This is a genomic window from Micromonospora sp. NPDC047134, assembly GCF_040643455.1.
In the GTDB taxonomy this organism is placed as follows: domain Bacteria; phylum Actinomycetota; class Actinomycetes; order Mycobacteriales; family Micromonosporaceae; genus Micromonospora.
On record NZ_JBEYUI010000031.1, the window covers coordinates 1 to 23,049 of the forward strand.

Consider the following 23,049-nt stretch of genomic DNA (forward strand, 5'->3'; position numbering starts at 1 on the left):
AACGGCTCGGTCGCGGTCAACGCCGGAACGAACTGGTACCGCCACGCCGCCTTGAGATAGGTCGTATTGGTGAGAATCAACTTGGTGCCGGGGCTCACGGCACCGAACGGCAACAGTTCCGGGATCTTCGCGTTGGTCCGGTCGGAGACCCAGGTGTTGATCTCCTGGCGGGCCGCTTCCGGCGCGCCACCGAAGTCGACCGGGTGCGGCGCGGCACCGTAATAGCCGGCCAGGGTGTCCTGAAACCCGGGCCGCAGGCCCAGACCGAGCCGGGTCCACAGGGCGTTGGCCGTGGTCAGCAGCGGCCGGGCGACTCCGTCGCCGTCCTGGTAGCGGGTGGCCAGGGTCTGTTCGACCGTGTTGAGGCCGCTGTCGAGGGCCTGCGGTCGGGGATGCGGTGCGTGCAGCACGGCATCCATCTCCGCCGCCGTGGTGGACCCGGCACCCGCCCTGGCCATCGCCAGCGCGAGCCCGACCGAGTACGGCGAACACACCACGTTGCCGCCGGGACGGGTCGAGGCGAGCTCGCGGTAGAGGTCAGCGGAGAAGCCACGTACGGCGGTCGCGGCGGCGGCCATCGTGGCCGGATCGGGGGGTACGCGGATCGGATCGGTCGAGGTGGAGGAACGGGCGTGGGCTGGGGTGGCGGTGAGTGCGGCGGCCGCGAGCGGCACGGTCCGCAGTATCGATCGACGCGAGACCATATCCTGACGGTAGTTCAGCCCTTACGGAACAGGCCAGACCAAGACCCAAATTCATCGAAGTTTGGCAATGTTTACCGACCGTCATCCGCGGCGGCGAGACCTGGGGAACGGCTCACTCCGGCTGCATGCGAGTGCTCGATGTCGCGCTCTGGATGCACTCCATCAGCCTCGGTGAACAAGAGCGGTCGTTACCGGACGGTCGAGACAGATGACAGGAACGGGCTGGGTTGTCCGCTCCACGAGACGTGCAGGGCTTCGCGGGCTCGGGTGCTGGCCACGAAGAGGAGGCAGCGCTCGCGTAGCAGATCGTTGTCGTGCTGCACCGGGTCCACCTCGGGTGGCGTGACCTCCTTGGCGAAGGGGACCGCCTTCGCCGTGACACCGACGATCGCGACGCAGCGGAACTCCAGGCCCTTCATCGCGTGCATGGTGGCCAGCCGTACGCCGTCGACTTCCGCGCCGGGCTGGTCGCGTACCCGGATCGACGGAATTCCGGCAGCGTCCAGTTCGCTTTGCACGCTGCTCAGGGTGGTGTTGAACCGGGCGCACACGGCGATCTCGCTCGGCCCGATGCCCTGGTCGAGCCACTCCCCCACCCGCTTGATCAGCGCGGCGATCTCGGCCTGCGACGAGGGGTGACCCTGCGCGGTGGGTCGCTTGCCGTGCAGCAGCGACCGGTAGCCGGTAAGGCTGTCCTCGCCCTCGCCACCGAGGTCCTCGACCCGCGACCCGACGAGCACCGTTGTGGACCAGGAGAGGATCTCTTCGGTGCTGCGGTAGTTGATCCGCAGTCGGCTGCTGCGGCCGGTGACCGAGATGCCGAGGGCGGCGAGTGAGACCCGGGAGTCGTAGATCCGCTGATGTGGATCGCCGGTGATGAACAGGTCGTCCGGGCCGGGTGACACGACGGCACGCAGCACCCGCCACTGCGCCGGGTGCAGGTCCTGCGCCTCGTCGACCACCACATGCCGGTAGCCGTACTCGGTCAGGTCGGCCTCGCCGAGCAGATCCGCCGCCCGCGCGCAGACCTGCAGGTGGGTGGCGCTGCCGGCGGCCGACAGTTCCTTCTGGAACAGCTCCACCGCGTCCCACACCCGGTCGCGCTGCCGGGTGCCCAGCGCGGTCCCCCGGCCGCGCCGGCTGGCCGCCCGGTACGCCTCCCGGTCGCGTACGTCCTGGGCGAGGATGACGTGCCGGAACTCCTGGGCCAGGAACTGCTCGGTGAAGGGCAGCGTCAGCTTGCGGCACACCCGCCGCCAGACCTGCCGCTCGTCGAGATCGCCGATCGGCGTCGGCACCCGGCCGGCGAGGGCGCGTACGGTCCGGTTGGCGACGGCGTTGACCGTGGTCACCTCCACCCGCGACAGCTGCTGCTCGTCGCCGAGCAGCAACGCCAGGTTCTCCCGCAGGTTCGCCGCCAGAGCATTGGTATAGGTGGTGAGCAGCACCCGCCCTTCGGGCGTACGGGAGAGCAGATGCTTGACCCGGTGCAGCGCCGCCACCGTCTTCCCGGTGCCCGGCCCCCCGGTCACCTGCGCCGGCCCGGTGTACGAGACCCGGTAGGCGACCCGCCGCTGCGAGGGGTGCAGGAACACCCGCCAGGCGGCGAACGGCTTGTCGAGGATCTCGGCGAGTTCGTCCGGGCTGGTGACCAGGGTGATCCGGCTGGCGGTGTTCGCGATCGCGAGTTCCAGGCTCTCGCTCGGCTCCGGCGTTGCGTCGGCCGGCCGGCGCGCGGTCACCAGGTCGCGGTAGACCTCGTCCGGGCTGAACCCCTCGGCGAGGTACTGCAACACCTCGAACTGGTCCTCCGGCAGCAGCGTGCCGAACGCCTCCAGTTGCGACTTGTCGACGATCGTGCGTACCGCCCGCAGCACCTGATCGTCGATGCCGAGATCACGCAACACCGTGTCGGAGTGCTTGGCGAACAACAGGCGCGGCGCCTGCGCGGCGGCCTGCTCCAACGCCGGGGTGAGCTGCTCGATGGCCACGACGTTGCGGACCTCCAACGCCCGCGTAGCGCTGTTGACCGTGTAGAGCCGCTTCGCGGCCCAGGTGTACGCGTCGTCGTGCGGCACCACCTTGATCAGCAGGAAGGTGTCGCTGCCGTCATCGGGCGCGAGCACCACCCCGCGCCAGAAGTCGGTGATCCGGATGGTCCGCATCCGTGGGTCGCGGGCATTGTTCACCGACTCCAGGTGCAGTCCCTTGTCGGCGTGCAACCCGGCGACGGTGAGCTGCTGGAACTTCTCCATCGCCTTGCGTACGCCGGCCTTGACCGGCTTCTCCAGCACGTCATAGCTCTGCCAGAAACTGTTGGCGAAGGCGAGCTGCGGCACGAACGAGACCTCCGGGGCAGTTGATCGAGAAAGGCGGATCGGCTAAACCAGGGCTGCATCGTCGGAGGTGCTGATCTGCGCCTGGTCGTAGAACCAGCGCAGGTGATCGAGCAGTGCGTACCGGGCCTCGGCGTCGGCGAGGACCGTCATCGGGAAACTTGGCCGCAAGGCAAGCCTGGCAGCGGCGATCTGGACATCCGGCAACTGGTTCAACCGCTGCCGCAATTCCTCCCGCAGGGCCAGGTCGTCGAACGGCGTACGGATACTGAGGTGCTGGAAAACGACCTCGCACTTCCCACTGGGGTAGAACGTCACCGGCCAGATGTTGCCGTACTCGTGATCCTTGCTTCGGGCCATGAGGAAGCAGGAGGTCTCGTTGCCGATCCCGTAGGAAAGGGTGCCGCCCATCGTGGTCCACGCGTCGAGCACGACGGCGGTGGCCGTGGCGACCGCCGCCCCCTGGGACGCGGTGAGCTGCTCGATGAACCGCGAGGCGTAGTCGACGTCGCCGTGAGAGCGGGCTCGCGGCTCGGGCAGATCGGGTGGCGTCACCCCGGCGAGCTGCGCCAACTCCTCGACTGTGATGCGCTGGGCCGGGTCGGCGCGGCCGTGCTGGTCGAACGTCACGCCCTCGACGCGCAACACGTCACGAGGGTCGTCGTTACGGCCGGGTTCGAGCCACCGGAAGTTACCCGCGACGATTCCGCCGGCCTGGAGCACCCGATGGGCGTTGAGGGTCGGATGGTTTGCCAGCCGGTTCCCCACCGGTTGCGGCGCCGTACCAATCAGGGCCGCCAGATCGCCGTAGGTGGTCCACGATCCGGCCGGCAGCTCGGCGAGTGCCTTCGCCAGAACATCCCAGGGCACGTCGGACTGGTTGCCAGTCTCGCCGGAGGGACCCGGCCAGATGGCAATGATCCGTTCGGCGAGGGCGTCGGCCCGTGCCAGGATTTCCGAACGGCCCCACCGCTGCCGGTCGGCGACGTCCCGGCTCAGCTGAACACCGCTCTTGGCCAGAGCGATCCGCTTGGCGGCGAACGGCTTGTTGCTCAGCTCCGAGTTGTAGCCGGTGAGGGTCAGGTTCCCCAGGGTGTGCACGAGCGCCTCGTGCGCCTCGTCGGTGGTCTCGTCGGTGTCGAGGTCAGCGCCGAGCATCTGCGCCCACTCCTCGCTGAGGGTCTGCGGCAGCACGTGTTCGATGGTCAGCTTCTCCAGCGCCACCGGTTCCTTGCTGCCGTAGGATTCCTCCAGCCAGCGCAGCACCAAGCTGCGCTGGCTGGCCCGACCGTTGAGGTAGAACGGGATGGTCCGCACCATGGCTCGCAGGCTCGCGTCGGCAGCCCAGTGTTTGCGGCCCGTCGAGAGGTACCTGCGCACTGCCTCGTCGACCGGCAGTTCCCGGTCCATCTCGGTGACCACGGCGAGCAGAATGCGATTGATGTTCATAGTGCTGCGGCCGATCAGCAGCCGCCGGACGAAGAAGCTCTCCAGGTACAACATCGCGGAGGCGATCTGCTCGGAGGTCGCCGTGCCCCGGTCCCGACGGTCGAGCAGGTGCAGCAGCACCGGGTAGACGGTGGTGGTGCCCCACGCGCTGAGACGCCCCAGCCGCTGCCGTACGCCCGAGTCCTGTTCCTCAGCCGGGTGCAGGATCACCCGCAGCAGCGCACCGAGCCGGCTGAACCGCTTCACCTCCGCTTCGACGTCCGCTTCGGTGCGCAGCTTGTCGAGGCGGGCCTGCTGGATCGCGTACGTGTCGGTCTGCTTGACCTTCGGGTCGCGGTGGACCAAGTCGAGCCAGAAGAGCAGGACCAGCTCGGTCGGGGTGAACCGCTGCTGCAGTGGCCGCCAGAGTGAGTCGTAGACGGCCTGCCCCCGGTTGGGCAGCCGCATGAAGATGTAGTTGCGCAGCAGGTCGGCCTGGGTGAGCGCCAGCCCGGTGTTGTTCAGCGACTCGAAGATCCGGTAGACGTTGTCACCGGGCTTGGCGGTGATCGCGACCAACGCCAGTCCGGTGATCACGGCACTCTCGACCTGCTCGACGGTGATCGGCTCCTCGCCGTCACCGAGGGTCTTCAAGGCGTTGGCAAAGAACCGGTACGCCCGGCCCACCGCGTTGTCCGGGCCGTTAGACGGCGTCGACCTCACGCAGGCCACGTACGCGTCCCGGTCGGCCTGGGTGGGGACCAGCTTCAACCAGCGCTGCTCCTCGAACGGGTTGGTCAGATACTGCTGATCGAGCCGGAGCCGGTGTTTCGGGCTCTCGTGCTCGGCCCGGTGGTCGCGGATGGCGCAGAGCAGGATGGTCAGCGTGGTGAGCCGCTGCTGACCGTCCACGACCAGGTACTCGGCGACGCCGACCGCGCCTGTGGCCGGGCTGGGCGCGAGCACCAGCGAGCCGATGAAGTGGGTGGCGGCTGGATGGTCGGCCCGGTCCCGGGCGAGTTGGCAGACGTCGTCCCAGATCCGCTTCAGTTGAAGCTCGGTCCACGAATAGGTCCGTTGATAGAGCGGCACCAGGTACTGCCTGGTGCCTTCCAGCAGACCCTGCAGCGTGGTCTCCGCAGCCGCGACCATCCCCGCCTCCGTCCTTTATGGTCCTGCCCGTTGAGTCCGACAAGCCAAACAAATCTTGGTACGCCGGGCAACACACGAACAGTGAGCATCAGTCCGCAAACCGGTTGAAAGTGTCGATCCCAGCGGATCGAACTCGCGTCGGCTTCCCGACATCGCTCCTGCGGTTCGGCGCCGACTCTTCGCATCGTCCGGCGTGACTTGTTCGAGGGGACGTCCTACCATCCTGGTCGTCTGGGCCGATCTCGATGCCTTCGAGCCACACCCACTGCCCGTCGTACCACTGGCTGATGTCCAACCGGACCCGGACCACCCGCAACCGCAACGGACCAACCCCGTACCGATAATCGGATTCGGCGAGCCGGACCACGTCGGCGACGCGGATGGCAGGCCGGCGGCCCGCGCGGCCTGCCGCACCCGCTACGCCAGCCGGTTACGGATCTGCGCGGGCGACAGGTCAAAGACGTTCCTCGCCGGTACGCCCGCAGACACCGCGCAATGATCGAATCGGCCCAGGTCGCCCGCGGACAGGTGCCGTCACCCCGACAGTCCGGGCACTTCCTGGTACGCGGATCCGCACATCCAGGGAGCAGGTACGAAGATCTCCGCCCCGATCAGCGCACAGCCGAACACGACTGCCACTGCCCAGGTGGAGGCGCTTACGGTTCCGGAAAGCGGCGAGGCAGCGCGCAGACCCGGGCCAGCACCGGCCGCCACGCGCCGTCCTGGCCATCCGGCGTGATCTCGACGCCTTCGAGCCACACCCACTGCCCCTCGTACCACTGGCTGATGTCCAGCCGGACCCGGACGATCCGCAACCGCAACGGTCCCGTGGGGTACCGGTAGTCGGAGCTGCGCAGCCGGACCACGTCGCCGGGCGCGACGCAGACCTGCGGCACCACCGGTACGCGGACCGCCGCCACCCCGACCGGGCACCCCTCGGCGCACGGCAGCCCGCTGCGGGCGGCCAGCGCCGCCTGCCGGGCCCGCAGGATCAGCCGGTTGCGGATCTGCGCGGGCGACAGGTCAAAGGCGTTCACGGCAGGTATGTCCGCAGAATGCGGGTGACGGTCGCCTCGGCCCAGGCCGCCCGGGGACACGTACCGTCCGCGCGACAGTCCGCGCACTTTCGGGTACGCGGATCCTCGCCCGGCCGCCGCCAGTGCTGATTCACCACCCGGTTCGCCCGCGCCAACTGACCCGAGGTGACCTCGTCGCCCGACTGCACCCGATCGGGCTCGGTCGAGGGTCGTCCCGCGCATTTCAGCGTCGGGAAGCTCCCCCGGTTGCGCCGCCCGGCCTCGGGGTGGCCTACCCGCCGGTTTCGCGACCCCGCCGGACGCTCCTCGGGCCGCTCGTAGACCTCCGCGCCGTCGCAGCGCGAGGTCACCCGCAGCTCCGGTACGACATGCTCCACCGATAGTCGCCGGAACCGCCCCGGCACATCCCCGTCCGGCACAGCCTGCCCGGTCAGGTCCAAGGCGACCGGCCCCGCCCGCAAAAACCACTTCCACCGCCTACCCATGTTCCCTCCCCTTGGAGCTATAGCTGCTGCTCCGAGCCACTTTACAACTAAAGAAGTCAAAGACGCTATAGGTTGTAACGATGGCATAGGTTGCAAGATCAAACGCTGGTCGTGATGGACTCCGCCCATGGCAACCTACGAGCCGCTGTGGCGAAGGATCCGGCGGGAGATCCAAGCCAAGATCGCCGCCGGGATCCTCAAGCCTGGCGACAAGTTGCCTACGACCAAAGAACTTGCCGAAGAGTACGAGACGTCCGGCGTGACAGTTCGTAAGGCTGTTGAACTGCTGATCGAGGCAGGCGTCCTGGAAGGCCGACAGGGCGTAGGCGTCTTCGTCGCCGACACCTCCGAGCAGGATTCCTGACCGCCGATGACCGCGTACCTGGTGATCCTGGGCGACCGTGACGCCATCTCGTGGGTACTGCACGAAGAGCGCATGGCGTTCCCGGCGACACCGCGCGCGGAGGTGGCGACACTCGCCGCCGACGACCGCCTGTTCCTCTACGCCACCCGAGGTGCGTGGCGAAACCCCACCCGCGACCGTGGCCGGATCATCGGTACGGCAGTGGCCCGCTCCTCCGTCCGGAAGCTGGACGAGCCGGTCGAGATCGCCGGCCGCACCTTCGTCTCCGGCTGCGACCTGCGGATCGACGGCCTGGTGCCGCACCCGGGCGGGCTGGAGTTGCAGCCGCTCGTGAAGCAGTTGGCCGCCTTCCCCAAGCCGCAGACGTGGAGCATCTACCTGCGCCGGGCGTTGCTGACCCTGCCAGCCCAGGACGCACAGCTTCTTGACTCGCTCCTGACGCCCATGACCATGGCCAGGACCCAGGCGCTGGGAACCTACAAGCCACCGGCGACGGCGAGTAAGTAGCAACAAGCACGCGGAGCGGCCGATCGTCATGTCGCTGCCCTTCGATGCTGGACGCAGAGATTCGATCGGAACGCGGCGGCCGTCCGGGGGGAATCGGCCAGCCGCCGCGCTGTGAGCATCCTGGAACACTCCGCAGTGGAGTTGCAACGTTCCAGGCCCGAATTTCGCGGATATGCATTGACTTTCTTTCCTGTAACGGCTAGGTGTTACAACGACAGGTCACGCAGCGTTGCGTGTTGGAACCAGGGAGTGTGCCAATGGCCGAGGACATCGGATCGACAGTGCCCCGCCGACAGCTCGGTCGGCTGCTACGCCAGTTCCGCAACGAGGCCGGGGTGACGCTCGATGCCGCCGCCGAAGCCTTGGAATACAGCCGCCAGAAGATCTGGCGCCTCGAATGCGGCATGGGCTCCGTCCGGGTGCTCGACGTCAAGGCCATGTGCGAGTTGTACGGCGTGTCGCCTGAGATGACCGAGGCGATGCGCGGCCTGGCCGCCGCGACCAAGTCCAAAGGCTGGTGGCACGCCTACGGCGACGCCGTACCAAGCTGGTTCGAGCTGTACGTAGGCCTAGAATCCGCCGCCGCACACCTGCGCCGCTACGACGAATCGTTGATACCCGGCATCCTGCAAACCAAGGAGTACGCGCACGCCCTCTACCGTCTCGGCGGACGACTGAACGACGAGGAACGCGAGCGAGCCGTCCAAGTTCGACTCCAACGGCAAGCCCTACTGGTCCGACGACTGCCAACCGCTCCCAAGCTCGATGCCGTGCTGTCCGAAGCGGTGCTCCGGCGTGGGGTCGGCGGCCCAGCGGTCATGGGCGATCAGCTCAACCAGCTTCTCAAGCTCTCCGACCTGCCGAACGTGTCAGTCCGGGTGCTGCCACTGGCCGCCGGACCGCAGCCCGGCGCGGTCGCCGGATCATTCGTCATCCTTGACTTCCCGCCGACCAAAGGCGGCCGGGCCGCACCGGAGCCCTCGGTCGTCTACAGCGAGTCACTCACCGGAGCGCTCTACCTGGACAAGCCCGATGAACTTGCCGCCTACGAACGGGTCTGGCGGGGACTGGATGCGCTCGCCCTCGGCGAGGCAGAATCAAATGACATGATCAAAAGGCTCATCGGGGAGATGCGGCATGACTGACCTGACCGGTGCTATCTGGCGCAAGAGCACCCGCAGCGGCGACAACGGCGGCGACTGCGTCGAAGTTGCCGCGAACATCCCCGGCCTCGTCGCCGTACGCGACTCCAAAGACCCGACCGGACCGGCTCTCACCTTCTCGCCTACGGCTTGGACCGGCTTCGTCAGGGCAGTCCAACCGGCTGATTGAGTGCCGAACGGCGGCGCGACGGCTATTTGATCTGCCACTGTCCCACAGCCGCTCCTCTACACCTCCGCGCCTACGGCTGGGTGGCGCGGACCGCGCCCCGGCGCTGGACTGAGGGTCGAGGTGTAGTTTTCGCCATCAACCAGCGGAGTGGTCAGGCTGACGCCAGCAGCTCTCATTCGGTCATACTCGGCGAGGATTAAGTCCTTGGTTCGGTACGTACCGCACTTCGCCTCATCCTTGCGCTTGATGATTGGGAACGTCTCCATGATGTAGCCGACATCGTCACGCGAAATACCATAGAGAAGAAAGAAGAGCGCATCCAGTTCGGCCCGCATAATCTCACGGCGTTCCTCGTTCCAACGAAATGGAGCGCCCGTGTCACCAAGGTCACGAGCAAAGGGAGCCATGCCGTGGGCAGTATAGATAAGTTCTAGGACTCTCGGTTTAATGAATGATGCAAAGGGGGCAAGTTGACCAGGCGTCAGGACGGGCAATTGATAAACAGTGAAATACTTTAGATGCGTTCCTGCAATCTTCTGACGCGTCACAAAGTCGAGAATGAATGATGAAATGCAAGCTATAAGACTGCCGAAGTTCGGACCCGCAGGAAGCATTAGCAGGGTTCCGTCTGGCGCGGCAAAGCAAGGAAACGCCGCCCCAATCATGGTGCGCTCATTAGCGCTATTGGTAATATCGCGCCATCCAAAAAGCCAGTCACGGCTCCACGCCTTGCTCGACAGCTTTGCCTGCACTTGTTCCTCTGCAACCCAGTAGCGAGGCATCGACCCAAGCGAAGGGTCTTCCTGCTGCTCCAGCGTCAGCCGAGGCAACGTTCCCATGTTTAATTGCTCTGGCGTAGCTCCTTCATACGTCGAGAACCGGTGATTGTAATGGTGGAGCAACTTGGCCTCTTGTAGCGGCAGCATGCGGGCGTGCCCATGTTCGAAAATGTTGCCGCGAAGGATCCACCCCTCCCGTTCGAGGCTCTCACGATTACGAAATATGCGCGAATCGTTTGACATATGAAACATGGCCATGAATGACAGCTCCCACGGATTTCCTCTCGGGTCACCCTCCTTTACAAGGACAGGAACGCGGTTGTAGATCCCGAGCGTGATTCGAGCATCTCGAGGGGATCGAAAAAGCGGACACGTCCCCGTGTTTGGGTTGACCCTTAAAAGATCCGACGCACTGAGGCGAATCCTGGAGGAATCAAGTTCGTCCATGCGCCTCACGTAGAAGCAAAAGTCCGCCTCAGGCACCCTTACCTCGCACCCAGCTATCGTTAACAGACTAAAGTCGGTATCATGGTGAACCTCTCTGCTGAGAAGATACGCCTCGTTCTCGAAGTTCAAGAAGGATACCAGTGATCCATTACTAACAATGTCCGAGAAGTACTTGGCCGTAGTTGCAGAGGTGCCTATTTGTGTAGGCAGGACGAATCCGTTTCGACCAGTGGACGAAATTACGCTCCGCCCCATCTCCGAGAAGACGGAAAAGGTGTTGATGTCACCTCGCCCAGTAAGCGGATACCGCTGCGAGGAGCGCAGGAACTGACTCTCCGCCTCGGCGCTTCGCTTGGCCGACATGAACTTCGAATGAAGATCGGGTTGGTCATTTGCTAGCTTAGCGATCAGCTTCTTGCGGGCGTCCGCGTTCGCAGCCTTGGCGATGCTCTCGTCGCGCTGCGCGAAGAACTCTTGCTCCTGAAGTTTGATCCGTTCCCAGGGGGGGTTCCCCAGGGCGCAGTCAAAGCCACCCGCCCAGCCTGTCGCTGGGTCGATACCCGTGCCGATTGCAGGCACCTTGAAAACCTCAGGGAACTCAAGGTGCCAGTGGAAGTACCGGTATTGCTGACGCAGCCTGATGATCTCGTCATGGGTAGCCTGCGGCGCTGCCAAGGCGTCGGGATCACCGAGTGCACGGAAGACCTCGTGGGTGACAGCGGGCGGTGCGTCCGTCGTCTTCACCCACTGGAACGCGGCGCACCAAGCGTCCGCGATGTGCAGCGCGCGGGCGTAATCTGTGGATGTCTGCCAGCTCTGATAGGCGGAAGCCTGCTTGCGCACGTCGCGGACGTCGTTGGCGGGGGCCGCCGTGATCAGGTGCAGGCCATGGGCGAAGACGGTGTTGGCGACCTTCACCCCCTCGTCCAAGTCGAATAGGCTGCCCTGTCCCGTTCGTTCCTTGGCGTTTTGCTTTTCCAGGGACTTGGCGTACTTCTTGTCGTCGCCCTCGATGGGTTTGAATGCCTCATCGGGGATGCCCTTCTTGAGTAGGGCGGGGGTGGCGCCGATCAGGGCGTTGCCGCATTTGATGTGGGCGTCGAGGAAGCTGAGGGGCTTGCCGGGTTCCAGGGCTTCCAGCCAGAGGGAGACCTTGGCGAGTTCGACGGCCATCGGGTTGATGTCTACGCCGTAGATGCAGCGGGCGACGACCTCGTGTAGGGCGGTGCGTACGGCGTCGCTGGTGGGCTCGGGGTTGCGTTCGCGGACGGCGGCTACCCGCTTGGCGATGCGGCGGGCGGCGGCGACCAGGAAGTGGCCGGAGCCGCAGGCCGGGTCGCAGACGGTAAGCGACAGCAGCTCGTTGACGATGTGGTCGCTCGGGTCGGGTTGGCCGGCGGCGGTGGCGGCCTGCTCGGCGCGCTTGACCGCGTCGTCGATGACCGGGTCGAGGGCCGAGTCGAGCAGGCAGTCGATCAGGGAGGATGGGGTGTAGTAGGAGCCGGTGGTTTTGCGGGTGTTGCCCTTCATCTCGACAAGCTCGAAGGTGCGTTCTGCCAAGCAGGGGTTCGGCACTAGTTCCAGCAATGACTCGTAGATCGAGCCCAGCTCCTCGGCATCCAGGTTCCGATAGTCGACTGACCGCCACCGCCGCGAGCCGGGGTCCCGCACCTGCGACAAGTGCCGAACAGCGGTCAGCAGGTACTCGTTAGACAGCGACAAGTCGTCCAACGGCTTGTCCGCAACCGGGTCTCGGTCGAAGAGGCCACCGAGACCGGGCAGGCCCAGTTCGGGGCGGCCGTTCTCGTCACCTAGGGCGTTTAGGACGAGGCGTAGCGCCTGGTAGAGGTCGCTGTGGGTAGTGCCTCGGCGGCGGCGTGCCTGGGCGCGCAGCCGGGCCGAGGAGAAGTAGGTGGCGTAGCGTTCGCGGGCCTGGTCGTCGGCGTCGGGGTGGTGCAAGACGTCGCGGTCCTCGGCAACGAAGAGAAATAGCAGTCGGTATACAAGGCGCAGCAGCGCGTTATGGAACGCATCGCGGTCGAAGGCTTCTCGCAGCACGACGTTGTCGGGATGACGGAGGAATCCGGTGCCGAGGGCATGAATGGCTGCTTGAACATTCTTGCGCAATTCCTTGACGGCACGAACGCCAGACTCGATCGCCTCGGTGCGCCACTTCTCCAGCCAGCAGGTCGACGGGGCGCTGCCTTCCGCGATCTCGAAGCGGGAGACGTGCAGGAGGCGGTAGAGCAGGACGAATTCGCTGAACAGTTCGCCGTCGAAGATGGCTTCCAGGTCGAATTCGACGTAGGCGGCGGTGGCCAGGGCGCTGGAGTCGCGCAGCAGGCGCAGTTGTCGGCCGTTGGTGAGCACCCCCCACAGGTGGGCCTCGGAGCGGTTCAGCAGCTCCTGCACCAGCGACTGCGGGGGCACGCTGCCCGCACCGGCGGGGCGCTTGTCGAGGGCGGCGTTCCACGGCACCAGGTGGATCGGGACGTGGTTCCAGCGGTGGCTGATCGGGAAGGTCTTGTTGCCGTCGTCGGAGCTGATGCCGGTGTCGCCGAGCGCGGTCAGCGGGCCGAAGCCGAGTCCTTCGCCGAAGAGCGGTAGCAGCCACTCGGCGACGGCCAGGCCGGTCGGGTCCGCCGGGGCCTCGGCGGCCGGGGCGACGGGCAGCCGGTTGCGTAGTTCCTTCCACACCGACTTGAGGTAGTCCCAGTGGCGTTCGGCGTCGTCGCGTACCGAGCGGGAGCCGATCACCTTGTAGTCGGCGGGTTTGGCGCCGCTGACGTCGCGGCCCTCGGAGATGCGGACCAGCATGTCGGCGGGGATCAGGCCGCCGATGGTGTGTACGGCGGAGAAGACCTGGTTGCGGGCGGTCGCGGACATCAGGCGTTGCCTCCGGCGGCGGGGGTGGACGCGGGCAGGTAGACGTAGGCGCCGAGGACGTCGGGACGGTCCTGCGCGGTGACGGTGAGGCCGCGGACGATCTCACCGGCGACGCTGCGTACCCGGCGGTGCGAGGCGAGCAGTTCGGCGGCCAACTCCTCGCCGTAGGCGGTCAGGCGGTCGGTGACCTCGGGCAGGCCGTCGAGGATGCGGCGCATGGTGCGTTCGGCGAAGTCCCGGTCGGTGTTCTCGTCGGCGCCTGCGTCGAGCAGCCGCAGTGCCTCGGCGGTGGGCAGCCAGGTGGCGTTGGCGGGTGCGCCGGAGAAGGCCAGCAGTCGGGCGTCCTCGGCGACGAGATGCCGGGTGCCGGAGCGCGACGGCAGGGTGAGGTGGAAGCGGTAGCGGACCAGCAGCAGGGTGGTGCGGGTGGTCACCGCGCGGGTGCGGATGACGCCGCAGCGGCGGGCCGGGCGGGCGCCGGTGACCTGGGTGTCCAGGGCGGCGTTGAGGACGTACCCGGCCAGGGCCACCACCGCCGGGTCGGTGCGGACCAGGGCCGCCTCGCCGCGCGCCACGGCGGCGGTGCTCCGGAACAGCACCGGTTTGCCCGTCTCGACGGCGTCGCCGCCGAGCACCGGGGCGAGGGTGTCGCGTAGGCCGGCGGGGGTGCCGCTGACGTCGGCGGTGAAGTCACCGGAGCCGTCCGGCGCGTTCCGCAGCACCCCGTCGAGGGCGCGCAGCGACTGGCGTACGAAGTCGCGGATCTCGGCGGCCCGGCCGAGGGTGTCGCGGATCGCGGCGACCTCGCGGGCCACCTCGTCGGGGCGGATGGTCTGCTGGGCGAAGCGGGACCGGGACGCCTTCTCCTTCTCGGCGGCGGACTGCCACTCGCTTTCCAGGGTGGCGGCCTTCTTGTCGATGGCGCGGTACTCCTCGGCGTCGAAGAGGCTGCCCTGCTCGCCGTCGCGGTCGCGCAGCAGCAGCCACTCCACGATGGCGTCGGTGACGCCCTGGGAGGCGGCGTCCGGGACGGAGACGGAGATGCCGAGGTCCTTGCGGATCTGCCGGTGCTTGCGGATCAGCACGTCGAGGACCTTGCCGTCGATGCCGTTGTCGCTGCCCCACAGGGTGATCACGCGTACCTTGTCGCGTTGCTGGCCGTACCGGTCGACGCGGCCCTCCCGCTGGTCGTGCCTCGTGGGGTTCCAGGCCAGGTCGTAGTGGACGACGGCGTCGAAGTGGTGTTGCAGGTTCACACCCTCGGAGAGGCAGTCCGTGGCGACCAGCACCCGGCGGGCGGCCGGGTCGTCACCGGCCTCCCGGGCCAGGTCCTCGATGCGTTGGAGGCGCTGCTGCGGCGACAGGGTGCCGGTGACCGCGCGGACCACGGTCTTCCTGCCGAGCGCGTCGGCCAGGTGCTCGGCGACGTATTCGGCGGTGGGGATGTAGCGGCAGAAGACGATCGGGTGGTAGCCCTCCTTGAGCAGGGCCTTGAGGTGTCTGGTCAGGGCGGCGAGCTTGGTGTCGCCGGTCGGGCCTTCCAGCTCGGCGGCGCGGTCGGCCAGCTCGGCGAGGCGACGACCGGCGTCGGTCTCCACGCCGCCGGTTTCCGCGCCGGGGGCCACGTCCAGCCCTTCCAGCACGTCGGAGTCGACGGAGTCGCTGGTCAGCGGGGCACCGAGCCGGTCGGCTTCCTCCGGGGTGTCGGCGCTCGCAGTGGCCGAGCGGGTCCGCAGGGTCTGCGCGGCAGCGCGGGGTGAGGAGACCAGGGAACGCAGCAGGGCGATCGCGGACCACCAGGCGATCCGGGCCTCCCGTCGGCCCCGGCTGTCCGCGGCGGTCACCCGCTCACTGGCGTACGCGATGGCGTCGTCCAGCAGCGCCCGGTAGCCCGCCGACAGCTTGTAGGTCTCGTCCTTGAACTCCCGGTCGGTGGGGAAGCTGGTCTTCTCGGCGAGGCTGTCGTCGGCCAGGCCGTCGCTGCGGGTGAGGTACTGCCGCACGTCGGCGCGCTTGCGGTGCACGAAATGCTGGGCGAGCAGCCGACGGCCCGCCTCCGAACCCAGGTCGACCGTGGCCAGTTCGGGCCGCACCAGGCCGAGCAGGTTACGGAAGGCGCTCTCCTTGCCGCTGTGCGGGGTAGCGGTCACCAGCAGCAGATGCCGCTCGGGATCGGCGGCTACCCGGTGCAGCAGCTCGTAGCGGAGCTGGTTCTGGGTGTTGCTGCCCTCGTCGGCGGCCACACAGGTATGTGCCTCGTCGACGATCACCAGGTCCGGGCAGTGTCGGACGAAGTCGTCGCGGTGCCGGGTGGACTTGATGAAGTCGGTGGAGACGATGACGTGCGGGTGCCGGTCGAACAGCGACTGCCCCAGGTCCAGGCCGCGCTCCAGCCTCGACACCGTGGAGGCCAACACCAGCTCGGCGTCCAGGCCGAACTTGGTCCGCAGCTCGGCCTGCCACTGCTCGGCCAGGGCCGGTGAGCAGAGCACCGCCAGCCGGGTGGCGCTGCCCTGCGCCAGCAGCTCGGTGGCGATCAGGCCCGCCTCGACGGTCTTCCCGATACCCACATCGTCGGAGATCAACATCCGTACGGTCTTCTGCCGCAACGCCATCAGCAGCGGCACCAACTGGTAGGCGCGGGGTTCGACGGCGATGCCGGCCAGCGAGCGGAACGGGCCCGCGCCGGAACGGAACCCGATCCGCAGCGCCGAGCGCAGCAGGCCCGCCGCCTGGGCGTCCCCCAGATCGGTGGGGGACGGCGGGGCGAACTGGGCGTCGGTGACCGCCTCGATGTCCGGGAAGACGGCCGCGACATCGTCGTCGGCCCCGCCGAGCGGGCGCAGGACCAGCATGTCGGGGGCGCTCTCGGGCAGCACCACCCACTCACGGCCGCGCGCGGAGACGAGGGAACCAGGGGTGTACGAGGGGGGCATGGCGTCTTCCGGGTCGAGGGATGGCCGGGTTTCAGGGGTTGGCGCAGGTCAGGCGCCGAAGTAGCGCTTGTGTTCGTCGACGATGGCGGCCCAGTCGGCGTCGTGCGGGAACCGGACCACCTCCCAGGCGCTGTCGTAGAGGCGTTCCTCGGCGTCCCGGTCGCGTTGGGTGACGAACTCGTGTTCGTGCACCGGCCCGTCGATGAAGACGGCCACGTTGACCCCGGGCAGCCGGTAGACGAAGTCGGGACGGGCCAACGCCTCCGGGATGAGGGTCTGCGCCTCGTCGGGCAGCCGCAGCCCGCGCTCCTTCAACCAGGTGACGAACTTGCTCTCCAGGGCGGTGTCGGAGTTGTCGGCCAGCCGCCGCAGCTGCTCCGTGCGGGACTCCCCCTGCCCGGTAGAGGTGGCCGTGGCGGCGGCGAAGCGCAGCAGCAGATCCCGCACGCTGTGCCGGTCGATGAACCGGTGGTTGAGCTGGTTGCCATAGGTGAGCAGGCATTCGTAGCAGCCCAGGGCGCAGGGCCGCTTTTCGTCCGGGCCACCCAGGTCGGTGCCGTCGGGGGCGAAGTGGCAGATGGCCAGGGCTTCGGCGGCGGCCCGGGCCAGGGCCTGCGGGTCGGACTGCATCAGCCGCAGCACCCCGGCCCCGCCCTCGGCGGCCTCGGTGAAGAGAATCCGCTCCCGGGGGCCCTCGTCCGGTGGCAGGAGTTCGGTGGTCAGCTCCGAATCCTCCAGCTCGAAGGCGGCCTCGATGCCACGTTCCAGGGCGTACATCAGGGACAGGGCCACCGGTGGGTCCAGCGGTTCGTCGAGCTTGAGCACCAGGATGTTGCGCCGGTCCTCCACGTACGGGATGACGCGCTTCTTGCGGCGCTGCTCGTTGCCGTCGGCGTCCACCACCGGCATCTCCCGGGAGTCACCGGAGGCCTCCGCGGCGTCGCGTTCGTTCATCCAGCGCCCGTCGGCCGGGTCTAGCCAGAAACCGTCCGGCTCGTCGGGCTTGGCCCGCACCCGGCCCACGTTGGTGATCCGGACCGTCGCCGAATCCCCGTACGACAGGGTCGCCAACCCGCCGACCTGGTCGGCGACGAGAGCGTCGCGGCGGCCCGGCCGGGCCCCGTGGTCGTGGAAGCGGTACGAGGTGACCAGGCGGTACCCGGCGCGGCGACGCTCCTCCTCGTCGGAGGAGATCCGCTCCCGGCGCTTGGTGAAGACGGTGTGCAGGTGCAGCAGGCCGACGGTCTTCTCCCCCAGCGCCACCCCGCACATCTGGCAGCGGTCGGCGTTGGCCTGCACGTCGTGGTGGTAGCCGCACTGCCCGCACCGACGGGCCTCCCCGGTGACCACATCCCCGGCCGCGTCCGGCGGCAACTGGATGCGGGTCACCTGGTAGCGCGCCCCCTCGTGATAGATCAGCGCGCCCGGCCCGAACTCCCGAATGGCCAGGAAACGGGGCCGTTGCAGGTAGTCCCCCTCGCCGGAGCGTCGCCCGGTGGTCGGCACGTACGCGGCCAGGGGCAGCCGGGGGAAGGAGTAGCCGGGCAGGAAACCCTCACTGGCCAGGTAGCGGTACGGGTTGAAGTCCGACAGCACGGATTTGCTGTCCACACTCTCGTTCTTGAGCAGGGTCAGCTGCGTCTCGGCCTCCTTGCGGCGGCCCACCGCGATGCGGCGGTCCCGCTCGGAGAGGGTGTGATCCAACACCCGCCGGTTCTGTTCCGCCTGGTCGACCAGGGCTGCCTTGAACAGGCCACGCCACCGGTCGAAGGCCCGGTCGAAGCGTTCCGGGGTGGTGCGTACCGTGTCCTCGATCCACCGCTCGTCCCACCAGCTCGACTGCGCGTATTCGGGCAGGAGCCCGGCGAAGACGCGCCGGGCGGCGCGGGCCGCCCGCTCCTGGGAGGCGGCGTCGCGCAACGCGGCGGCCAGGTGGTCGTGCAGCGGCAAGGCCGGATTCGGCAGTCGGGAGTCCTCCGGGTAGCTGATGTCGATGCTCTCCGGAATGGTGCGGCCCAGCTTGATGCCCGCCTCTGCCAGCCAGATGGCCTGCACGTGGGAACGCACCAGGTCCTCGTTGGCCAGGTCGAGGCGGGGTGCGGCGACGGCACCGGCGACCATCCGGTCCGAACGGCGGAAGTAGTACTGGTCGTGGCTGTTGCCGGTGGCGCAGTAGGTGGTCACCAGGGCCGGTTGCCCGGAGCGGCCGGCCCGACCGCTGCGCTGGGCGTAGTTGGCCGGGGTGGGCGGGACGTTGCGCATCATGACGGCGTTGAGTTCGGAGATGTCGACACCCAACTCCATGGTCGGCGAGCAGTAGAGCAGCTTCAGCTCGGCCTTACGGAAGGCTTCCTCCCGCTTCTCCCGCTCCACCGGGTCGACCTGGGCGGTGTGTTCCCGGGCGGCCAGGCCGGCCAGGGCCCCGGCCGCGCTGCGGTAGAGGTCCCGGAAGAAGGTGTTCACCCGGGGGCCGTCGCCGCTGGCGTAGGTGCGGGTCAGCGGGTCGTGGCTGCCCGTCTCGCCCCGACCGGCCCGCCACAGCAGCGCGGCTGCGGAGACCCGGTAACCGGACAGTGGCGTCTCGGCGCGGCGGTAGCGGCCGGGGCGCTGGGGTGCCTCGGCAACCTCGGTGACCTGACCGCCGTCGCTGAGCACCTTGAGAAGATCCACGATCATCTGCTGGGCGTCGTCGAAGGACAGGCCGGTGCCGAAGTGCGCCCGGCGCAGATACTTGCCGAACTTGCCCCGCCCGGACAGGAACAGCCCCGAGCGGTCCAGGCCCGGCTTCGATGCCTGCGGGTAGGCGGTGCCGACCTTCGGCTGGTCGGTGGCCGCGAGCACCCACGGGTCGACCAGCAGTTCCTCGCTGGCCCGCTGGAGGGAGTCGAAGTCGCCCCGGAAGTACTGCACATCGATGGCCAGGGCGCGGCGCATCTCGTTGAGCAGCGCCCGGACGATCTCGGCGCGCTGGTCTGCCTCCGCGTCCTGCAGTCGGCGGTCGGTGCCGACCCAGCGTTCCTGCGACGTGGCGATCCATTCGGCGTCCGGATAGTCGATCACCAGCAGCCCGGTCTGTTCCAGGTTGGGCATGGTGATCCGCCAGCCCCGCTCAAGGTCGAGGTAGAGGCGGTAGGCGACCACGTCGCGCAGCGCCTTGGCGGCCCGCTTCATCATCATCGGCGGCAGGTCCTCGCCCCGGGCGTAGTCACCGGGTCGCAGTTGCAGCGCCTCGGTCACCTTGGCGGCGAGATCCTCGTGCACGATGCCGTCGGGTTCGGCGAGCACCGCCTGATAGAGGGCCCCCCGCAGTTGGGTGATCTGCACGAAGTCGTTGAAGTGACCGGCTTGCAGCGAGGCGTCCTGCCGGTTGTCGACGAAGGTCAGCAGCTTGCGGGCCTTGGCGTCCAGTGCTTCGGCGGGCGCGCTGAGCAGCGACCGCACGATCGAGGCCGAGACCAGTGAGGTGGCCGAGGAGCGTCCCTCCTGGTCGAGGGTGGCCAGCTTGGCGAAATCCTTACCCCGGGTCTGCTCGTAGCTGACCCCGCAGTGCAGGCAGAACAGGAACGGCGAGGGTACGAAGGCGGCCCGCAACTCGCCGCGCCCCTCGAAGCCCTGCGGGTCCACGGTCACGGCCTTCGGCACCCGGTCGCGGTAGGTGGCCCGGACGGTCTCCTGGCCGCTGGGGTCGGCCTCCAGCCACGACTCGGGCAGCCGGCGTTCCTCGATCGCCCGCTGCACACTGGTCGGCCAGGGCCGGTCGGAGTCGATGTAGAGGTACCCGTCGTCGGTACGACCCCCGGTGGCGGCGGTGTCCCGGCGCGGCTCGTAGAAGGCGTACCCGTCCCGTTCGACTCGGAAGACCGTCAGGTATTCCTGGCCGCACTCGCGGCAGAAGGCCAGCGGCAGCAGGATCTTGCGGTCCGAGCCGGGCAGGACGAGCTGGTACTCCCGGGTCAGGTGGCGGGTCAGCTCATCCTCGAGGGTCACGTAGACGGTGTCGCCCTTGGCCAGGAACTGATGCAGCCGGAACGCGAACAACGGCCGCTCGGTGACCGGATGTCGCGCTTCCGAACCGGCCTTGAGCACGTCCCGGATGGCCTTGCCGCACTCGGCGGCGGACAGGCCGCTGCGCTGCGCCAACTCCACGGCAGCCTGCTCGATCTTCGCCGGACGCTGCCGGACGAGTCGCCCGGTGGGGTCCTCGACCAGGCCGAACCGGGTCTCGATCCATCTGGCCAGCGGGTCGTTGACCAGATCGCCGTACGCCCGGGGTGCGCCGGGTGCGCGCAGCCGCTCGGCGGAGACGGCGTCCGGCGCGGGGCCGGTGGCGCGGACCAGGGTCTCCCCGATCACGTTGTCCGGGGTGACCTCGGTGCCGAACAGGGTGGTGGCCACCCGGGCCACCGCGGCCCGCTGGTCGTCCAGGCTGCCCTCGCTGGAGATGGTGGCGGAGGTGCCCACGCACTGGAGCTGTTCGGCGCGGCACGCCTCGCGTACCCGGCGGATGAGCAGGGCGACATCGGCGCCCTGCCGACCCCGGTAGGTGTGCAGCTCGTCGAAGACGAGGAACTCCAACCCCTCCGCCATTTTGATCAGCGATCGCCGGTCGTCCGGGCGGGTGAGCATCAACTCCAGCATCACGTAGTTGGTGAGCAGGATGTCCGGCTTGCGCTCCCGGATCTCCCGGCGGCGCTCGTCGCTCTCCTGGCCGGTGTACCGGGCGTAGGTGACCGGCTCACGACCGGGCCCGTACCCGTCCTGGAGATACTTGTCGAGTTCCTTGAGCTGGCTGTTGGCCAGCGCGTTCATCGGATAGACGATGATCGCCCGTACTCGCCTCTGGGGTTTGGGCCCTTCCTGCTGACGTGAGCGCAGCACCCGGTCCACGATCGGCACGATGTACGACAGCGACTTGCCGGAACCGGTGCCGGTGGTCAACACGTACGAGGCACCCGACTGCGCCTTCTCGATGGCCTCCCGCTGGTGCTGGTGCAGCGTCAGCGGACGCCCGTCACACTCCGTACCGCCCTCGGTCTTACGGGCCTGGAAGATCCGGGCGCACTCCTCGTGCAGGATGCCCTGGCTTACCAACTCCAGAATGGAGCCGCCGGAGGCGAAGAACGGGTTGAGCGACACCCACGGGTCGGGCCACTGCGACTTGTTGTTCAGGTCGTCCTCGACGAAGGCCGCGATCCGGTCGTTGCGGATGACGGTGCCGCCCTCGGTGAACGCCCGGTAGTCCTTGATGAGCTGCCGGTGCACACCGAAGACCTCCATCCCCGCCGGGCCGGCGGTGGCCAGCACCCCATCGGTGGAGGCCGCCGGCGGCACCGCAGGGGTGCTCTCCACCGCCTCCGCGGCCAGGGATCGCACGGGATCGAACTCATCCCAGCCCGGCACGGTGTCCGCGCCCTTGGCGTGCGGACGCAACGCCTCGCGCACACTTACCGCGTCGGCCGGGCGGTCGGCGGGGTCCTTGGCCAGCAGTTGCGTGAGCAGCCGGGCCATTCCGGCCGGCACGTCGGAGCGCATCAGGCCGATCGCGGGTACGGGTTCCTCACGGTGCTTCTGACTCAACTCGTACGCGGACTCGCTGAGGAAGGGCGGGACTCCGGTCAGCAGCTCGAACAGCACGCAACCCAGCGCGTACAGGTCGGCGGCCTGGGTGACGGCGGCGGCCTGGAACTGCTCCGGCGCCATGTAGCGGGCAGTGCCGACGGTCACTCCGGTGCTGGTCACCCGGCCGGTGGCCTCGTCGTCGAGGATCCGGCCCATGCCGAAGTCGAGGACCTTGACCACGCCGCCGCGCAGCAGCATGACGTTGGACGGCTTGAGATCCCGGTGCACGACGCCGACCCCGTGTGCGGCGGCCAACCCGTCGGCGATCTGCGCACCGATGCCGGCCACCCAGGAGATCGGCAGCTGCGGGTGCTCGGCGACGAGGTCCCGCAGGGTCTCTCCGTCGAGCAGTTCCATCGCGATGAAGGGCAGCTCGTCGGCCTGGGCCGCACCGGCGATGATCCGGGGCAGGTTGGGGTGGTCGAGCTTGCGCATGATGCGCACCTCACGCTCGAAGCGCTGCCGCGCCTTGCCGTCGCTCGCCGTGTCGATCATCGCGCCGGACCGGCTACGCAGGATCAGCTTCAGCGCCAGGATCCGATCAGGGGATCCCTCCGCAGCCGACATGTCCTCGGCCCGATGGACCTCGCCCATGTTGCCCTTGCCGATCGCGGCCAGGATGCGGAACCTGCCCGCCACCCAGTCGTTCGCCCCAGTCAATGCTCAACGCTCCCAGCTCGTCGTGCATCGCGAGCGTGGGGCGTTTCAGTTCTGCAGAACCAAGCACTCCGTCAGGCCGACGCCCCCTGCCGAAGGCCGTACTCCGACCCTTCAGCAGTTGAAGGCTGCTCGCGATAACGTCCGTGGAGTATGGATGGTTCGGCATGGCGCGCGGTACTCGTCCGGATAACGAAAATGCCCAGCCGAACGTCGATCTCTTGACAGAGTTCGACCCATGCCTTGGCCGATGACGGTCGCCAATGCCCACAGATGCCCTAAGGAGCGCCGCACCGCGCACACCCGCAGACCACGCGGGACCTGCGAGTATTCCTCACATCGAGGTGGGGCCACCCATCCGAGAAGTCGACACATCTCCA

Annotated in this window: 12 protein-coding genes; 4 read left to right on the forward strand and 8 right to left on the reverse strand. The window is 68.0% G+C overall.

Going from position 1 to position 23,049, the window contains the following annotated elements; genetic code table 11:
* The 5 genes from ABZ795_RS25815 to ABZ795_RS25835 form a co-directional block, all read right to left on the reverse strand.
* A partial coding sequence (locus ABZ795_RS25815; RefSeq protein ID WP_357532220.1) for a serpin family protein occupies positions 1-674 on the reverse strand: 674 nt, incomplete at its 3' end.
* A 218-nt stretch (positions 675-892) separates the two neighbouring features.
* On the reverse strand, positions 893-3,043 hold the full coding sequence (locus ABZ795_RS25820) for a UvrD-helicase domain-containing protein (RefSeq protein ID WP_357532221.1): 2,151 nt from the start codon (positions 3,041-3,043) through the stop codon (positions 893-895).
* Positions 3,044-3,085: 42 nt separating this feature from the next.
* Positions 3,086-5,620 (reverse strand): DUF262 domain-containing protein, encoded by a 2,535-nt coding sequence (locus ABZ795_RS25825; RefSeq protein WP_357532222.1) that lies wholly within the window; start codon positions 5,618-5,620, stop codon positions 3,086-3,088.
* Positions 5,621-6,276: 656 nt separating this feature from the next.
* Entirely contained in the window at positions 6,277-6,657 is a 381-nt protein-coding gene (locus ABZ795_RS25830) for a hypothetical protein (protein ID WP_357532223.1), read from the reverse strand.
* Entirely contained in the window at positions 6,654-7,142 is a 489-nt protein-coding gene (locus ABZ795_RS25835) for a hypothetical protein (protein WP_357532224.1), read from the reverse strand. Before ABZ795_RS25835 ends, ABZ795_RS25830 begins: the two co-directional genes overlap by 4 nt.
* A 127-nt stretch (positions 7,143-7,269) precedes the next feature.
* On the opposite strand from ABZ795_RS25835, the gene ABZ795_RS25840 reads away from it, so the two are divergent.
* The 4 genes from ABZ795_RS25840 to ABZ795_RS25855 all read left to right on the forward strand — a co-directional run bounded on the left by ABZ795_RS25840 (position 7,270) and on the right by ABZ795_RS25855 (position 9,345).
* Positions 7,270-7,506: a GntR family transcriptional regulator gene (locus ABZ795_RS25840; RefSeq protein WP_357532225.1), complete on the forward strand. Its 237-nt coding sequence runs from the start codon at positions 7,270-7,272 to the stop codon at positions 7,504-7,506.
* Positions 7,507-7,512: 6 nt separating this feature from the next.
* On the forward strand, positions 7,513-8,013 hold the full coding sequence (locus ABZ795_RS25845) for a hypothetical protein (RefSeq protein WP_357532226.1): 501 nt from the start codon (positions 7,513-7,515) through the stop codon (positions 8,011-8,013).
* Between the two features lie 257 nt (positions 8,014-8,270).
* Positions 8,271-9,158, forward strand: a complete 888-nt coding sequence (locus ABZ795_RS25850; protein WP_357532227.1) for a helix-turn-helix transcriptional regulator — start codon at positions 8,271-8,273, stop codon at positions 9,156-9,158.
* Positions 9,151-9,345 (forward strand): DUF397 domain-containing protein, encoded by a 195-nt coding sequence (locus tag ABZ795_RS25855; protein ID WP_357532228.1) that lies wholly within the window; start codon positions 9,151-9,153, stop codon positions 9,343-9,345. The genes ABZ795_RS25850 and ABZ795_RS25855 overlap by 8 nt, the downstream gene beginning before the upstream one ends.
* A 56-nt stretch (positions 9,346-9,401) precedes the next feature.
* On the opposite strand, the gene ABZ795_RS25860 is transcribed toward ABZ795_RS25855, so the two are convergent.
* From ABZ795_RS25860 to ABZ795_RS25870, 3 genes are read right to left on the reverse strand one after another with little or no spacing between them, the layout of a single operon-like run.
* Positions 9,402-13,457, reverse strand: coding sequence for a DNA methyltransferase (locus ABZ795_RS25860; RefSeq protein WP_357532229.1), 4,056 nt, complete (start codon positions 13,455-13,457; stop codon positions 9,402-9,404).
* Positions 13,457-16,393: a DEAD/DEAH box helicase gene (locus ABZ795_RS25865; protein ID WP_357532230.1), complete on the reverse strand. Its 2,937-nt coding sequence runs from the start codon at positions 16,391-16,393 to the stop codon at positions 13,457-13,459. The genes ABZ795_RS25860 and ABZ795_RS25865 overlap by 1 nt, the downstream gene beginning before the upstream one ends.
* 48 nt (positions 16,394-16,441) lie before the next feature.
* Entirely contained in the window at positions 16,442-22,672 is a 6,231-nt protein-coding gene (locus tag ABZ795_RS25870) for a protein kinase (RefSeq protein ID WP_357532231.1), read from the reverse strand.
* Positions 22,673-23,049 lie beyond the last annotated feature (377 nt).